Here is a 15,643-nt window from a genome sequence, read left to right as displayed (position 1 = left end):
TCCTAGTTCTGAGTCTTTCCATTGCTAGTCTTAGCTTGTATCTAAGTCGTTTGAATTTGTGTCCAATACTTAGATCATGTTTTGATTTAAGTTTATCAAGATGTGAGCAAAGTTTGGCTATTTTGCTCTACAATCTTGATCTCCAAATGTCTATTCAGCAGTACCAAAAACTTTATTTGAGAATTTCCATACCAGAGGGACAAGCTGTAGCACTAGTCGGAGTTAACCCAGATGAACTAGTATTGCCTTGAACTCCAGTTGTTTGACAAATGATACTCGGAGCATCACCAGTCGGAGTTGAGATAAATACACCGCCGCCATAGCCTTTAAGAGAAGTCGTATCTTTGGCCGAAGCTGTAATAGTGGCACTTGCACCAGTACCAACAGCAGTTAAAGTATAGTCATAGTTAGCAGTGCTTGAGGCAGTCAGTCCAATTGATAGATTGGTAATAGAGGTAGCAAATACGCCATTTTCTATCCGTTGGGTTTGTTGGGCCTTGTTGACTGAACTAATGGTGGTTTTTGCTTCTGTTTGTTTAGCTTTTGCTGCTTGGTTGATAAAAGAAGGTAGAGCAATGGCGGATAGAATACCGATGATGATAATAACAACTAACAGTTCAATTAAGGTGAAACCTTCGTCTTCTTTCTTTTTACCCAGGAGGTGTTGTAAAAATTTGGCTTTTAGTTCAGTTTTCATGAGAGTTTGCACTTAGGTGATGTTTTGTTTGTTTTTTTATTTATACAAACAGTTTACCCACTTCTGATCAATTTTATATCACCTCTTGCAAAAACTTTTTTTACCATTTTGATATAAGCCTATTAGACTCGTGGTGAAAATTATCTTAGAGGATTTCTGAAAAGTTTGTATAAGTATAGGACCATAACCACTGTACAAATTAAGCATTCTTTTCAAACAACTTTTTAGGAATATCTAGTCAACTGTATGCGATAACGTTCTTTTTTAGTAACCGCAATTTCCCCAACTTGTAATCTACCTTTACTACGAATGGCGATTAAATCACCTGATTTAAGTTGATAACTTGCTTGTGTGACATCTTTCCAATTGACGCGCACATCTCCACCATCTATTAATTCTACCATTTTACTACGAGACATACCAAAACCAGCAGAGGCGATCGCATCTAATCTTAAAGATGCTTCTACGGTAGTTAATTCTTTTTTCTTAGGTTCTCTAATTTTTAATTCACTAATATCAATAGCTTGAGTTTTCACTGGTACAGAACGTACTTGTTTTAAACTCATACTTAAAAATTCTACCAGTTCAGGTACTACAATTACCTGCGCTCCTCTTTCTCCCAAAATAATAATATCACCAGTTTTTTCTCTGACAATTCCTGTACCTAACATCGCTCCTAAAAAGTCTCGATGGGTTGCGGTATCAAATAGAAAATTACCCGCTACTTCTAATACTGATATAGCAACTTGTGACTGATCTAAAGGTAAATCAGCGCGAGCGATCGCTATCCTTTGTCTTTCTGCTTGGGGATATCCTCCCCAAGCCACTAAATGCACCTCTGTTAATCGCTTAAATACCCGTTCAATTTCCGCTAACTCTGGCGGAGATAAAAAATCTGTTAAGACGACTTCCCAGGTCTTTATAGCTTGCTCTGCTTGGTCAATTACACGGGCGATGGTATCCCGGTTTTCAACACCTTTTAAAAGTTCTTCTCTTGGTAACATATTTTTGGCAAAGGTTAATTATAACTAGGGAAAATCTAACAATTATAGGACTTACCTAAGATTTAAGTAAAACCCTGTTTCTTGGGTAAGGGTAATTCATGAATTGCCCCTACCTTCTGTTTTGCGTAAGTCCTGAATTACTTAATGGTCAGGTTAGGCGAAAAAAAGTAAAATTTTATATAATATAAATACAGTAAATACAGCACCTTTGAACTAAAAGAGGTACACCAATTTTAGAAGGTCATTTTAGAAATTGAAGTTCAATCTTTGACTGTACTTCATCAACCTCGAATGTGCTCCATAGTATAAATATAATATATGTATAACATAAATATAATATAATTAATAGGACTTAAATTTTATCAATCACCAATTATTCAGATTATAACACAAACACTTGCAGCAAAAGATATTAAGCTGTTGTGCCTTTAACTTGAATAATTAATACAAGCAAGATGCTTGTGCTACTGTAACTTCAGGTTTTTTAATTATACAGTGAGTGCTGCACATTAGCTTAATTTACGTTACTTACAGCACATTCCATCTATATGAGGTACACTATGAACACGGCAAGATGCCGGTGTTACAAGGGTTTTGTCATTAACATCTGTACCTCATAATAAGGGAAACTGCTGTATATGACGTGCTGGGTATTGTCAAGCATTTAACTAAATTAGTCACTTCTTGAAGTTTTCTTGATGATCTTGATGATATTTCAAGTTTATCCAGATTTTGATACGCAGTTACTTCTAATTTTCAGCATAACCTTGAATATTTTCTGGTTCAAAGTCCCGTAAAATTTTGGTAGCTTGACGGGTAATAATTTCCGATCCTTGTACAACAATTAAATATTTACCAGCATCTAAACGGTTACGATAGGGTAAAGCGTCTCCACTACCTTCAACTAAACCAACACCACCACCAACAAATACGCTACCCATAAAACCACTGGCAGCGCCTAATAAACCTCCTACTACATGATTACCTATTTCCCCAGCCCACGCAAATGTATCTAAGCCAGTAATATAGCTAAAGGTAAACCCTGCAAAGAATCCAAATGGTATTAACCAAATTGCCATGAATTTAATTTGTTTCCTGGCCTGTTCTTTAGGATCAATTAAGCCAAATTCATCGGCGGTTTTATAACCCTTGCCTAAAATAGTTCCTTTTATGCCTTGTTTTTCTAAGGCGATATCAGCAGCTTCCGCTTGGATACGATTTGGTAGTACAGCAATTAGATAGTTCATTAAAGATGAGAAAAGATTACAATTAAACTAAAGTAAATCAGTTGACTGGACAATTTTATTTTGTTTATTTTGAACTTATATAGCACGACAAAACTAGAAGAATAGAAGAACATTAATTTTCAAGTCTTTCAAGTATACAGCACATTGCATTTACATGAGGTACACTGGGAACACAGCAAGATGGCGGTGTTACAAGGGTTTTATCATTAATATCTGTACCTCATAATAACGGAAACTGCTGTAAGTCTAGGATCAGAGATTTTTGTCTTTGCTATTTGGGTGGTATGAAATAGGTTATTAGCTAAGAGCCAATAAATCAAGCAAGAACTGAATAATAGTAGATTATCTAAAGTATTAGAACTTGCGCCAGTGTCACACCAAAAATCTTTTGTAGGGTACGTCAAACAGCATAAATTTTGCAAATAAACAGATTGTTGATATCTGACGCACCCTACCAATGGACTATCTGTGTAAATCCTGAGTATATAGAAAATAGTACAGGCGGAATTATGCCTGTATTATTTTTTATTCGTTAGATAAATGTTCTAATTGCATTCTTTGTTCCATCTGACGTAAGAAATAGCCCGTCATCATAGCGGATGCTAACAGACCAGCGAGGTTATCCCTGTCTGTTGTGACTTGGACATGAAAATGTTCACCGGGAAGCATTCCTACTAACCCTTGGACATTTTGGGAAATGATCTGTTTAATTTCGGGGCTGACACCTTGGGCGACACGGGATAGAACTTCAGGAGACTGATGCTGTAGGTATTTTAGTAGCTGGTTGGGGTTTTCCCCAAAAGGCTCGTTGAGAAGTTGTTGGGGGTGTTGCTCAGAGTCGTCGTGTAAAAAGTCAGGATCAAACACCATTGGCAATTTTGATTAGCTCAGTTGCTAATTGTACTTTAGACTATATTATCACAGAATTGAGAGAAGATGGAGGAGTTACCAAATCACTGAGTCAGAATATAGAATTTTCTACCGACTCGGTGACTCGGTGACTACTTGTACGGGTTTAGGAGTGCTAAACCCCTACGTACTCCTGATACCGCAGTGTGGCGTAAGCCATACCGTTAAGTCTGCGCAGCGTCTTCTGGATCTCCTGACTCGTCTGCTTCTAATTGTAATTCTAATTGTTGTTCTTTTTGGGTTACTAATATTTGTGGAAGTTGTTCTATTTGAAAATATTGATGAAATTTAGCTGTAATATGTAAAGTATAAGATCGTGAATCACCATCTTTTTTCTTTCTCACAAAACCTGCTTCTACTAGTTCTTTAACATGATCATACGCTCCAGAACCACGTAAATTAATTAGTTCACTTTGCATGATGGGGTTATTAAGAGCGATCGCTGCTAATGTTCTTAAAGGCGCTATTCCTAATTCTACAGGAATTAATTTTTGGACTAAATCATGAAATTCTGATCTGACTTGTAAGCTATAACTATTACCTGTTTCCACTACTTCTAACGCAGTTTCTCTCCTAGCATAATTATCCATTAATTCCATAATTCCTATTTCTACAGTAGCGCGATCGCTTCTTGCATATTCAGCAATTTCACTAATAGATAATGGTTTACCTTTTAAATATAAAATTGCTTCTATTTTATTGGCTATAGATATATTTTCAGACATTTTAGGTCGGTAATTGGTAATTGGTGATAAGATTTAATAGTCTATATATCTTATAATTGATCCATACTTTTCTATATAATTCCTGAATGCTGATGACTTTCTATCTATTCTTAATAATAAACTCAGCGATCGCCAAATCTTGAGGAGTAGTAATTTTCAAGTTTGTTTCTTCTCCTGGTATTATTTTCACTTCTAAACCGCATTTTTCAAATAAAGCTGCATCATCTGTCACTTCCCAACCTTGACGTAAACCTTGATCATGACATTTTTTCAACAATTTTACATCAAAACCTTGGGGAGTTTGAGCAGCCCACAAAAAAGCGCGGTTTGGTGTATCTTGAATCATACCCTGATCATCCACTATTTTAATGGTATCCTTTACGGGTACACCAGCAATTAAACCAGAACAGTGTAAAATAGATTCGGCACATTTATTAAATAAATCTGGTGTAATTAAACAACGTGCCCCATCATGAATTAATACATGATTTGCTTCTTTAGGTAATGCTTGCAAGCCATTATAAACAGATTCTTGACGAGTAGAACCACCGATAATAAATTCTATAGTTTTTTTTAAGTTTAAATTAGCGATAATAGCCTTAAAATCATCCCAGTCAGTAGGTTGAGAAACAATACCGATCCAAGAGATAGAACTTGCAGCTTCAGCCGCTAATAAAGTCCAAGCCAGCAAAGGTTGAGAATGGACTTCTAGTAATAATTTATTACGATCAGCGCCCATACGTTTACCACTACCAGCGGCAGGAATTAATAAATACACAGAACCTCCTTTAAGGTGACAGGTGACAGGTGATAGATGATAGTTTATAGATTATTAACCCAAGTTGCTAGTTATTAATTTTCCGATATTTTGTAGTCCGTAGGGTGCGTCAGACAGAATAATTTAGGTTAAAATTACCAATTTTAAGATTCTGAGGCACCCTAATTCATCTAACTGGCAACTTACATTAATCTGACACCATCAAGTAGTGATACAACCCTACTGACTCCCAACTCTCAACTCCTGATTGCTCGATCTCTTTACCATATTCCCTTAAAATAACCACAAATAACCACAAAATCACCAGAGTAAATATTATGCGTATAGTAGCCCTTGTACCTGGATCAATTGACAATCAAATTTTGTTTTTTCCCACTCTTGACAGTCTTCAGCGCCAATATCCTCAAGCACAGATTGATGTTTTTGTTCAACCCCAGTCAAAGGTAGCTTATCAAGTCAGTAAGTCCGTGAATGATGTCTTTGCTTTCGATTACCAGGATCGTAATAGTTTAGCGGATTGGGGTAATTTTGTGGGTATGATTAGAGATCGTGAATATGATATTGCCATCATTGTCGGACAAAGTTGGTTTGTAGGTTTGTTGATGTGGTTAACAGGAATACCTACACGAATTGGCTATCAAGGACCAGGATCGGTATTTTTTACCCATCTAATTACGCCTAACTTATCTCAATATATGGCGTTAACGTACCATGATTTACTCCAACCTTTAAATATTCAAGCACCTTGTCCCGAATTAGCCATAAACTTACCTAAGTCAGCCATAGAATGGGGGCAATTGGAACAAAAACGTTTAGGTACTAATGAATCTGGGTTTATTTTGATCAATGCTAGTACCACCAATATGGATAATAATTATCCTGTGGAAAATTGGCAACAAATCATTAAAAAATGTCAAGAAAAACAACCTGATTTACCAATTGTGGTAATTAAAGATGGTAAGAATGAGGAATTTGTGCGATCGCTCTTAGAACATTGTCCACAAATTAAAGTAACATTTGCCGATAATATTGGTAAAATTGCGGCCATAATTGCTGCTGCTAGTTTAATGGTATCCGTAGAAAATGATTTGTTACAACTAGCTGTAGGAGTACAAACTTACACCATTGCGTTATTAGCTTCTCCAGCATCCGAGAAAATATTACCAACCAGTGAGAAAATTTTAGCTATTACCTCACCAACTGGAAAAACATTAGATATTTCTCCTGCTACAGTTTTAGAGAAAATTTGGGGTTAAAAACAGTTGCATAAATCGCTCAACATCTTAGCAAATTGGTTAAAATGTATCCAAACTGCTGTGCAGTTAGATGTTTTAAAAGTTTTTCCAAGTATAAATTAACTCCTCTAAATTTAGATCCCTGACTTCTTTAAGAAGTCGGGGATCTGTGTGCAAGTTAGTCAACTGGCATAAAGTTTTGATGACTGACTAGTTAATTTTAGGACTTTTTAGCCATGTTAATTAAGTACACTTATGGAAGTGGAAGGTGATATATAATCACGTGGGAAATATTATATACAATTTGTATAAAGAATCATAATTTAATTAGGTGGTAAATATGCAATCTTTTAATCAAACGCCGATGAAAGATAGTCCGGCCTGGGTTTTTCAAACTTGGGCATCTTTTATATTATCTATTAGCATTACTTCTATTGGCATTTATAATTTACCTGTGGATAATTGGATTAAAGGTTTTATGGGTATGGGGTTAGCTTTTAGTGTAGCTTCTACTTTTTCTTTAGCTAAAACTACTAGAGATATGCATGAAAGTAAGAAATTGACTTCTCGTATTGAGGAAGCAAAGGTGGAAAAGCTGTTATCTCAACATGAAACAAAGTTATAAAAGTGATCCAGTCAGATTACTACTGACTAGATACCGGACTTCTTTAAGAAGTCCGGTATCTGAAAAATCATATTATCGGCCTTGCAAATACTTTCATTTCTTAATAATTCTTCATATATCCTGAAAATTATTGAGAATTATTTTCTATAATCTTAGGACTTACGCATTGACAAAAAACATTATCTATGTATTCTAGATCATGCGATCGCTATTAAGATTAGCAAAAATATGCTCACGTACAACTAAAGTAAACAGATTCCTCTGTACTTCATACCAGTTGCTAATTATATTTTCAGAGCGCATAAACTACTGCACCCTCCATACTTTGGCTCTGACAGCAAAAATAAGGTGTAGATGTCTATGTTGCATTGTGCTGTGGAGAGTTTAGTAATTTCTCTCATTCTCCCATACCCATTACTAGACGACCCTTATTTATCAATGCACTATTTTTTTATTCTGTCAATGCGTAAGTCCTAGTTAATATATATACAATTTAAATTCTATTGGGAGTTAGATAAACTCCACTTAAAATAAAAATCAGGAAACAAAGGTAAGACAGTTAATAGAGTTATGGCAACCGCAGCACCAACAACTGACCCAATGAATGTCCCCAAAAAACTACCTTTTTTGGAGTCAATCTGTTGGCAAACAGCAGATGTCTATCGGTTTACTCCAGAAGAAATGCTAAGTCGCTATGAGCGTGGTTGGCGATATCACGACTTATTTAATAATCTTGAGGGTGAAGAACTTGATTTCCTAAAAAACCTTGCTATAAGGTATAAATCCTGGGTACAAGTTGCCTTATGACCTTCAGGTTAGAACACCACAATAAAATTCTCACGATTCTTGAGTGTTTAGATTCTGAGGTACTAAAAGAGGGATCTGCTTACTTCGGTGGTGGAACTCTCCTTGCACTTGATTTTCAAGAATACCGACGGAGTAAGGATATTGATTTTCTTGCTTCCGTTGGTACACAAGGTTATAAATACCTCCGTACAGTGGTTTTTGAGGGTGGTCATGAAGCATTATTTCGTGATTTGAGTAAAATCCAAATTGGACGTGCTACGACTGACCAATATGGGATAAGAATGGTTGTTTGTGTAGATAATACCCCTATAAAAACAGAAATTATTGCCGAAATTCGTTTTCAACTAGACCCACCAAGATATCCTGAATGGTCGCCTGTTCCCTGTTTAAGTATTAATGACTGTTTTACCTCTAAACTGCTGTCAAATTCTGACCGCTACATGGATGATAGTGTTGAGGCGAGAGATTTAATTGATCTAGCAGTTCTCAGGTTGCAATCTCCAATCCTTCAAGTATCAATTGATAAGGCTGAAATCGCTTATGAAGTGATGCGACCTTTAAAAAAAGCGATTGAACGCTTTCAGTCAAGACCAGATTACAGAGAAAAATTTTTTGTTGGACTACAAGTTGATAAAGCACAGATCCTAGGACTTACGCACTGTACAAATTCACCATGATGTGAATGAACGAAAATCCGTCGTTTCAGGCTTTTGGCGATTAACTTCTGATCAGTAGCAATGCTCACGGCAAGGGAAGCTATCACTCAAAAATCATCAAAAAATCACGTTAAAATGCCCGAAACCCATAGTCCATATTTAGTTGATTATGTCAATGCGTAAGTCCTAAATCTATAATCTATAATCTATAAAGTAATGGTTAGTTCTTAGCCTAATTACTATTCCTGCTATAAGATAATATAAAATAATAGTTATTTCCATAAATCATAAATATTTATACAATTCATCATGTCATCAAGCATTGATTCTTTACCACCGGCATTGGCTAAAATTGTACAACGCTTCCAAAAATCCACAGATCCAAAACGACGTTATGAACAACTAATATGGTATGCCCAAAAATTGCCTGCATTTGCTGAAGAAGGGAAAATTCCTGAAAATAAGGTTCCTGGTTGTGTTTCTCAAGTGTACGTCACCGCGGCATTAGCAGATGGTAAAGTGACCTTTGGTGGTGATTCTGATTCTCAATTAACAAAAGGACTATTAGCACTATTAATACAGGGATTAAATGGACTCACGCCCACTGAGATAGTCAATTTAGCTCCTGATTTTATCCAAGATACTGGTTTAAATGTGAGTTTAACACCGTCTCGCGCTAATGGGTTTTATAACATCTTTAAAACTATGCAGAAAAAAGCCTTAGAGTGTCAGGAGTAGGTAACGGGTAACAGGTAACAGGTGACAGGTGACAGCTAAACAGAAGAAATTGTATCAACTATCAACTATCAATCACCAATCACCAATCACCAATCACCAACAATTAACGTAAAAAGCTAGTTACTAACCACATTAATATAAATGTTAGCAGCGTCGAAAACTGATTGGCTGTCAAATTTATTAATGGTAATTGTGGCAATAACCAACCAGCTATCAGTCCTCCAGAAATTAAGCCAATTATTAAACTAACTAAGGTTAATAAAACCGCTCTGTAAAATATACTTTCTTTGCGATTAAGAAAGTAAATACTGACTCCTACACCAGCTGCTAAGGTTAGCTGTAAAATTGCTGCTGGAAAAAACACACTAATTAAACTTAAACCCAGATACCAGCCTCCTGGTACAAGGATATCAGTCAAACTTGGCTGATCTAAGGTTCGTTGTAACCATGCTGGAGACTGAAGAACTTGGGGGGAACTTTCTGGAGTAACAGAAGGCGATCGCATTTCTGGAAAACGAATGCGTTCTGGCACTTTAATTTTGCCTTCTTGGCGCATTCTCAGTCTTTCCATTAAAATCGCATCATAAGCTGCTTCAACTAGCTCTAAACTCGCGCCATCACCATGATATTGCTCCAATAGGCGATTGCGAGCATCCTGAATTTCATCGAAGGTAGCATCTTCTGATACCCCAAGTTTTTCGTAGGGATTTTGATCGCTCATGGGAGTATATTACTTTACCCTTATTTTAGTAACAAAATTAACTGTATAACAACTTTAGATTTTACTTTGATCTAAACCAATGTTCCAACTATTATATCTCAAGTCAAAATCTGCTATATAAAACCTAGACAACACTAGACTTTACTTTCTACTTCAACGGGGATCATGGGAGCAGCTATCCCTTAGTAGAATTACACAATAATTTTTAGGGGTATTTTAGTTTTAGGTAAATGGAGATTACCTAAATACAAACATAAAAATATTTGTCTATGTTTTTTACAACCTTGGGCAACCACCCATGGCTGCCCCTGTTTACTGCTTGAACTCCCTTAACCGTTATGAAATAAAGTTTCTAAATATACTCTTGCAGCACGGCGATCGCTCTCTCCATTTTGTAATAAAAACAAAGATAACGCTGCTGTTAATACTCTTGTTTGATCCCAGTCAGGATGGGTAGCTAAATAGGTATTCAATGATTCCTGTAATGATGCAGGGATTTCAGTAATAATGGGAACTGTGGCGTTCATAATATTTTCCTTTGTTAGACACATTAATAAAAGTTACTTGTCCTGATTTTCACTGGTGTTTAATTACAGCAGATAACAGAAAATAGACAATAGGTAATAGAGTTTAAAATCTCTTGGTCTTTTAGGTATTTTGTCACTGTTCATCCTGTTAGTTCTGTATCTATAAAAAGGACAAGATTAAACAAAACCACTCAGCAAAATCATTACAGCAGTTTTCAGGTAAATAAGCCACAGTGGTTGAACCAGCTGAAGGCATCATCTTCTGTAATATAATTAACTGCGATTGTCATTGCTTTATTGAGGGATTCTAGGGTTTCTGGCTTAACTACATGAAAATTGCTGTAAGCAAAATCATTAACTAAAACTAAGACTAACTATTTTGACCTCACAACGGGCAGGTTTGTCAATGCTGCGAAATGTTAAAAATTAGCAGGTAAAAAATATATCATTACGAAATACTCAGCTTTTGCATGACATTTTTTTAATATAACTTAATAAAAACTCAGTTAGTCATTGATTACTGTGTAGCATGAAAAAAATCCCCAGTAAGTTAACAATAGCTGATTAATTCGTTAAACACCTGTGGAAAACTCCCCAATTATCTGTGGAAAGTGTGTGGAATATGTGAGGAAAATCATGGTTAATAATAAGAATTACAAAAATTGAACAATAAATGGAACAATAAGATCCCCGACATCTTGAAGAAGTCGGGAATTTAGGGATCTGACTGTGGTAGGCTAATATTGCTAACTCTCATGTTTATATATAATAACTATGTATAAACATGAATAAATAAAATTATTTGTAACAGATACTGCTATATTTAGAATATTTATTTTTTATACTAATATCAAAGGTTTTTATTAAATTAAATAATAATGAATCTTGGATAAAAACAGACTATTTATTACATGATTTGCTATATTATGACAAAGTAAGTTATTAAGCGCAAAATAATACAATTTTTGACATAAACACTAAATATCACCTGTGCAGGAAATAAAAACTGTAGTTCATTTACCTGAAAATAGCCGTAAGCATATTTATGGACAGAATGGACAGAACAGGAGAAGATCATCATAGGGATCAATAAGATATAGTAATATTATATGACAGTCTCAAAATATCAAAATTTTAGTCTAAAAAAATTTGGCAATTTTATTGAGAAAACATATCATTTATCCGGTAAATACAATTAACAATTCTTACAGTAAGGAGTTTGCAATCAATAAAATTTTTGATCAAAACTCATAACTTTTATACAACTCCAGAAATTTTCACCCTAATTAATTGATAAATTCTACCCAAAGGCTGATGTGATAAGGACTTGATCAATTATGGCTAATAATTTTCCACCTGACATAAGATAGTAGTTGTCAAGTAGTTAGACAGATCAAAGAATGAGAAAACTTAGACAAATACCATCTGAAAGTCCTACGTATAGATAGTTTAGGTAGATATCCAGATACCAATAAAGATATATATGTTAATGTTTGTAAAATTTGACCGAGATTACAACCAAAGACAGATAACTTTACTAGAATTTTAAAGGGGTGAAGATATGAAAAAGTTTAGCCAATTAGACCACTAATTTTGAGGGAAGTAAGATTTAATTGACGTAGTAATACATAGACTCTGACAAAGCTAAGTTACTAAAAGTTTTTAGAGAATTTCAGTCAGATTACTATTTTTCCTGAAAAGGTTTTTGTTATATTGTATATTCATCAGTAAGGTGAATACCCTCAAAAATATAGAGGAATTACCATGAACGCATCTGAAAATCGCACAAGAAAAATTTTTATCGCTAGTTGGATTTCTGTACATCATACTCCAGTCAGAGAAACTTCTACAGATAACTTACAAATCAGTAGTTATCAAGGAAAATGGGATATTTTGCGTCCTTTACGTCATTGGCTGGATAGTTTACAAGTGCGCGATCGCAAGTTTGCTCATCGTGTGTGTAGCTTAATACCTGCCCAATGTCCATTTGAGAGAGATGTAAAATTATTTGGAAGAACACTATTTCACATTCCACCGATGTGTAAATTAAATCCATTATATCAAGAGGTAGTAGGTTTAAGATTTAGGGCATTATGTTATTTAGCCGATGAATGTGGAGAAGATATTTCCCAGTATTGTTAAAAAACATGATCGGGTGAGCAAAAATACTTGATAATTAAGCTAATGTGCAGCACTCACTGTATAATTAAAAAACCTGAAGTTACAGTAGCACAAGCATCTTGCTTGTATTAATTATTCAAGTTAAAGGAACAACAGCTTAGGAAGGTGAAATATTAGACAATCAATAGCATCATTGATTAATGAGAAATAGCAATTTATTTACAGCTGTAATTTATTTACAAAAATCATTATCTTTGTAGGGGTTTATTCAGATTACCGACTTGTCTAAGAAGATCCGGGATTTTGTTATTGATGTTTTAAATTAAATACAGCGCTTTTGCAGTAAATGAGGTACACCAACTTTAAAAGGTAGTTTGAAAAATTGAAGTTCAATCTGTAAGTGTACCTTATCAACCTCGAATCTGCTGTAAATGTTAGATAGGGGACTTACACAAAATTCAACGAAAGTAGCGGTAATTCATGAATTACCGCTACGTAATAATGCTGAAAATGTAATTAAAAATACTATAGGAATACGTAGAGTGCGTCAGATATAATAAATCTATTGATTGAGATAATTGATGGAGTGTGACGCACCCTACAAGACTAATTACAAAAGACTTTGTAACAAAGGTTGACTACTATCAACTTTTCCAGTTTTTAACCATTGTGATAACTCAGTTGGTACATTAGCTTTACTCAAAAATTCCCGTAATTCTGCACCTTCCAAAATTTCCTTTTGCAATAATAATTGTGCAGTTTCTTCTAATAAATTACGGTTATTTTGTAAAATACTTAAAGCAATATGATGGGCATGATCGACAATTTCCTTCACTTCTAGATCAATTTCTGTTGCCACTTGGGAACTAATAGCACGACGGGGGTTACTATATCCTTCTAAAAATTGTTGTTGAACTTTTTCAAAGGCTACTGGACCGAGCTTATCACTCATTCCATATAATGTGACATATCTTTCCGCTAAATCTGTAGCTTTTTGAATGTCATCAGATGCACCAGTGGATACCTTACCAAAGACAATTTCTTCTGCTGAACGTCCCCCTAATAATGTAGCAATACGTCCGCGAATTTCATCTTCTATCATTAAAAAACGATCTTCTTCTGGCATTTGAATGGTATAACCCAATGCCCCTATTCCACGCGGTACAACGGAAATTTTTTCAACTTTACCAGATCCAGGCATTAATGCACCAATAATAGCATGACCAACTTCATGATAAGCTACTGTTTTCTTTTCCAGTTCATTTAATACGCGGGAGCGCTTTTCTAAACCTGCAATAAGTCTTTCTATGGCTTCATTAAAATCTGCCATGATCACAGATTGACGGTTATTTCTTGCAGCTAAAAGTGCTGCTTCATTTACTAAGTTAGCTAGATCCGCCCCAGCAAAACCTGGAGTTTTTGTAGCAATAATCCCTAAATTAACATCTTCGGCTAATTTAACGTTTCTTGCATGAACGTTAAGTATTGCTTCACGACCGATTTTATCTGGTCTATCTACTACTATTTGTCTATCAAAACGACCTGGACGACGTAATGCAGGATCAAGCACTTCTGGACGGTTGGTAGCAGCGATAATTATTACCCCTGTATTTGCGTCAAAACCATCCATTTCTGTTAGTAACTGATTGAGGGTTTGTTCCCTTTCGTCATTGCCACCCACAAAACCGCCTGCACCTCCACGAGATTTACCTAGCGCATCTAGTTCATCTATAAATACTATGCAGGGTGCTTGTTGTTTAGCCTGTTCAAATAAGTCTCTAACTCTAGCAGCACCTACACCCACAAATAATTCAATAAACTCTGAACCAGATATGCTGAAAAATGGTACACCTGCTTCACCAGCGATCGCTTTTGCTAATAACGTCTTACCTGTTCCTGGTGGTCCAACTAATAGGACTCCTTTAGGAATTTTCGCCCCTAATGTAGTGTATTTACTAGCATTTTTGAGAAAATCCACGATTTCCTCTAATTCTGCCTTAGCCTCATCTATTCCTGCCACATCTAGGAATTTTACACCGGTGCTACCTTCAGAATAAATGCGGGCTTTGCTTTTACCCACCGTCAGTGCCGCAGGCCCGCCACCTTGACGACTCATTAAAAAACCCCAAATGCCGAAGAATATTAAGGGGGGTGCAACCCAACTTAATAACGTTCCTATCCAGCCATTTTTTGCCGGTGGAGGCGCGGCAAATTCAACTTTGTTCTCCCGGAGTATTTTAGGTAAATCTAGGTCTATGGCCACTGGTGTAGTGCGGAAAATTTGTTCTACTTCCTGACCTTGAGGAGTTGTGGTTTTAATAGCGTATTCAATAAGATCGCTGCCAATAATCGCTTTATTAACTTTACCCGCTTGGACTTGACTAATAAAATCACTATAGGGAACTTGAGTTAAACTCGGTCCAAAAAAGGTGGGTAGAATAAAGTTTAGTGCTAGTAACAGCGTCAGGAAGATCAGTAAACTGCCGCCAAACTGCCTAATTTTTGGTGTTTTCATTTGCTTACTATTATTAGTTTCTACTGGCATTTTCACTTACCTCATGTATATACTAGATGACAGCAAATAGGTACAGGTGTATCTATAATTAACTAGCCAACCTAATTATCAATTGTTTTGTAAAGTTTTGTATCTAAAAACCATTGTAGAGATATTTTAGGAAAATGAGCTAGTCCTAAGTTGACAATTTAATAAACAAACCTGTACACTCATAGACAAACCTAGGGGTGATTTTATGTTTAAGCCTCATGAATTTGCTAAAAAGATTGGAGTTTCAGTTAAGACCTTGCAGAGATGGGATGTAGAAGGGAAACTTCCAGCCAAGAGGACTTTGTCGG

At 35.6% G+C, this 15,643-nt stretch carries 16 protein-coding genes and 1 pseudogene; 7 read left to right on the top strand and 10 right to left on the bottom strand.

The annotated features are described in order from the left end of the window. Positions 1–172 precede the first annotated feature (172 nt). The 6 genes from H6F32_RS19240 to ispD all read right to left on the bottom strand — a co-directional run bounded on the left by H6F32_RS19240 (position 173) and on the right by ispD (position 5,360). Positions 173–697 (bottom strand): type IV pilin-like G/H family protein, encoded by a 525-nt coding sequence (locus tag H6F32_RS19240; RefSeq protein ID WP_190370889.1) that lies wholly within the window; start codon positions 695–697, stop codon positions 173–175. Positions 698–921: 224 nt separating this feature from the next. Beyond that, a complete protein-coding gene (locus H6F32_RS19235; protein WP_190370888.1) occupies positions 922–1,701 on the bottom strand; it encodes a photosystem II S4 domain protein in 780 nt (259 codons plus the stop codon). A gap of 749 nt (positions 1,702–2,450) precedes the next feature. After that, entirely contained in the window at positions 2,451–2,948 is a 498-nt protein-coding gene (locus H6F32_RS19230) for a hypothetical protein (RefSeq protein ID WP_190370887.1), read from the bottom strand. Between the two features lie 525 nt (positions 2,949–3,473). After that, positions 3,474–3,818, bottom strand: a complete 345-nt coding sequence (locus tag H6F32_RS19225; protein WP_190370886.1) for a DUF760 domain-containing protein — start codon at positions 3,816–3,818, stop codon at positions 3,474–3,476. A gap of 203 nt (positions 3,819–4,021) precedes the next feature. Continuing rightward, positions 4,022–4,582 (bottom strand): SMC-Scp complex subunit ScpB, encoded by a 561-nt coding sequence (gene scpB / locus H6F32_RS19220; RefSeq protein ID WP_190370885.1) that lies wholly within the window; start codon positions 4,580–4,582, stop codon positions 4,022–4,024. Positions 4,583–4,682: 100 nt separating this feature from the next. After that, complete coding sequence (gene ispD, locus H6F32_RS19215; protein WP_190370884.1) at positions 4,683–5,360, bottom strand: 2-C-methyl-D-erythritol 4-phosphate cytidylyltransferase; 678 nt, start codon at positions 5,358–5,360, stop codon at positions 4,683–4,685. Between the two features lie 317 nt (positions 5,361–5,677). On the opposite strand from ispD, the gene H6F32_RS19210 reads away from it, so the two are divergent. Both H6F32_RS19210 and H6F32_RS19205 read left to right on the top strand, forming a co-directional pair. Continuing rightward, positions 5,678–6,616, top strand: a complete 939-nt coding sequence (locus H6F32_RS19210; RefSeq protein WP_190370883.1) for a glycosyltransferase family 9 protein — start codon at positions 5,678–5,680, stop codon at positions 6,614–6,616. A 319-nt stretch (positions 6,617–6,935) separates the two neighbouring features. Next, positions 6,936–7,220 (top strand): YiaA/YiaB family inner membrane protein, encoded by a 285-nt coding sequence (locus tag H6F32_RS19205; protein ID WP_190370882.1) that lies wholly within the window; start codon positions 6,936–6,938, stop codon positions 7,218–7,220. Positions 7,221–7,412: 192 nt separating this feature from the next. On the opposite strand, the pseudogene H6F32_RS21270 reads toward H6F32_RS19205, so the two are convergent. Beyond that, positions 7,413–7,523 (bottom strand): annotated as a pseudogene (locus H6F32_RS21270) (IS701 family transposase); the annotation flags it as partial. Between the two features lie 267 nt (positions 7,524–7,790). On the opposite strand from H6F32_RS21270, the gene H6F32_RS19200 reads away from it, so the two are divergent. From H6F32_RS19200 to H6F32_RS19190, 3 genes are all read left to right on the top strand, one after another. Further along, complete coding sequence (locus H6F32_RS19200) at positions 7,791–8,027, top strand: hypothetical protein (RefSeq protein ID WP_190370881.1); 237 nt, start codon at positions 7,791–7,793, stop codon at positions 8,025–8,027. Further along, positions 8,024–8,704 (top strand): nucleotidyl transferase AbiEii/AbiGii toxin family protein, encoded by a 681-nt coding sequence (locus tag H6F32_RS19195; protein WP_190370880.1) that lies wholly within the window; start codon positions 8,024–8,026, stop codon positions 8,702–8,704. The genes H6F32_RS19200 and H6F32_RS19195 overlap by 4 nt, the downstream gene beginning before the upstream one ends. Before the next feature lie 288 nt (positions 8,705–8,992). Then, positions 8,993–9,421, top strand: coding sequence for a SufE family protein (locus H6F32_RS19190; RefSeq protein ID WP_190370879.1), 429 nt, complete (start codon positions 8,993–8,995; stop codon positions 9,419–9,421). 103 nt (positions 9,422–9,524) lie between these two features. On the opposite strand, the gene H6F32_RS19185 is transcribed toward H6F32_RS19190, so the two are convergent. Both H6F32_RS19185 and H6F32_RS19180 read right to left on the bottom strand, forming a co-directional pair. Further along, on the bottom strand, positions 9,525–10,142 hold the full coding sequence (locus tag H6F32_RS19185) for a CPP1-like family protein (RefSeq protein ID WP_190370878.1): 618 nt from the start codon (positions 10,140–10,142) through the stop codon (positions 9,525–9,527). Positions 10,143–10,471: 329 nt separating this feature from the next. Beyond that, positions 10,472–10,669, bottom strand: coding sequence for a DUF2811 domain-containing protein (locus H6F32_RS19180; protein WP_190370877.1), 198 nt, complete (start codon positions 10,667–10,669; stop codon positions 10,472–10,474). Between the two features lie 1,764 nt (positions 10,670–12,433). Between H6F32_RS19180 and H6F32_RS19175 the strand changes: the two genes are divergently transcribed. Beyond that, positions 12,434–12,811: a Mo-dependent nitrogenase C-terminal domain-containing protein gene (locus H6F32_RS19175; RefSeq protein WP_190370876.1), complete on the top strand. Its 378-nt coding sequence runs from the start codon at positions 12,434–12,436 to the stop codon at positions 12,809–12,811. Between the two features lie 589 nt (positions 12,812–13,400). Here H6F32_RS19175 and ftsH read toward each other — a convergent pair. Beyond that, positions 13,401–15,335 (bottom strand): ATP-dependent zinc metalloprotease FtsH, encoded by a 1,935-nt coding sequence (ftsH, locus tag H6F32_RS19170; RefSeq protein ID WP_190370875.1) that lies wholly within the window; start codon positions 15,333–15,335, stop codon positions 13,401–13,403. Between the two features lie 205 nt (positions 15,336–15,540). Between ftsH and H6F32_RS19165 the strand changes: the two genes are divergently transcribed. Further along, positions 15,541–15,643 (top strand): MerR family DNA-binding transcriptional regulator (locus H6F32_RS19165; RefSeq protein WP_190370874.1); only part of this gene is annotated, 103 nt, incomplete at its 3' end.

The organism is Anabaena sp. FACHB-1237, from assembly GCF_014696225.1.
In the GTDB taxonomy this organism is placed as follows: domain Bacteria; phylum Cyanobacteriota; class Cyanobacteriia; order Cyanobacteriales; family Nostocaceae; genus FACHB-1237.
The sequence above is the reverse complement of the archived record's forward strand: the minus strand, read 5'-3'. Positions and strand labels throughout refer to the sequence as shown.

Bases quoted from the DNA above. Each gene is read 5' to 3' on its own strand.
- H6F32_RS19240 (WP_190370889.1), bottom strand. From the start codon at position 697: ATGAAAACTGAACTAAAAGCCAAATTTTTACAACACCTCCTGGGTAAA.
- H6F32_RS19235 (WP_190370888.1), bottom strand. From the start codon at position 1,701: ATGTTACCAAGAGAAGAACTTTTAAAAGGTGTTGAAAACCGGGATACC.
- H6F32_RS19230 (WP_190370887.1), bottom strand. From the start codon at position 2,948: ATGAACTATCTAATTGCTGTACTACCAAATCGTATCCAAGCGGAAGCT.
- H6F32_RS19225 (WP_190370886.1), bottom strand. From the start codon at position 3,818: ATGGTGTTTGATCCTGACTTTTTACACGACGACTCTGAGCAACACCCC.
- scpB (WP_190370885.1), bottom strand. From the start codon at position 4,582: ATGTCTGAAAATATATCTATAGCCAATAAAATAGAAGCAATTTTATAT.
- H6F32_RS19210 (WP_190370883.1), top strand. From the start codon at position 5,678: ATGCGTATAGTAGCCCTTGTACCTGGATCAATTGACAATCAAATTTTG.
- H6F32_RS19205 (WP_190370882.1), top strand. From the start codon at position 6,936: ATGCAATCTTTTAATCAAACGCCGATGAAAGATAGTCCGGCCTGGGTT.
- H6F32_RS19200 (WP_190370881.1), top strand. From the start codon at position 7,791: ATGGCAACCGCAGCACCAACAACTGACCCAATGAATGTCCCCAAAAAA.
- H6F32_RS19195 (WP_190370880.1), top strand. From the start codon at position 8,024: ATGACCTTCAGGTTAGAACACCACAATAAAATTCTCACGATTCTTGAG.
- H6F32_RS19190 (WP_190370879.1), top strand. From the start codon at position 8,993: ATGTCATCAAGCATTGATTCTTTACCACCGGCATTGGCTAAAATTGTA.
- H6F32_RS19185 (WP_190370878.1), bottom strand. From the start codon at position 10,142: ATGAGCGATCAAAATCCCTACGAAAAACTTGGGGTATCAGAAGATGCT.
- H6F32_RS19180 (WP_190370877.1), bottom strand. From the start codon at position 10,669: ATGAACGCCACAGTTCCCATTATTACTGAAATCCCTGCATCATTACAG.
- H6F32_RS19175 (WP_190370876.1), top strand. From the start codon at position 12,434: ATGAACGCATCTGAAAATCGCACAAGAAAAATTTTTATCGCTAGTTGG.
- ftsH (WP_190370875.1), bottom strand. From the start codon at position 15,335: ATGCCAGTAGAAACTAATAATAGTAAGCAAATGAAAACACCAAAAATT.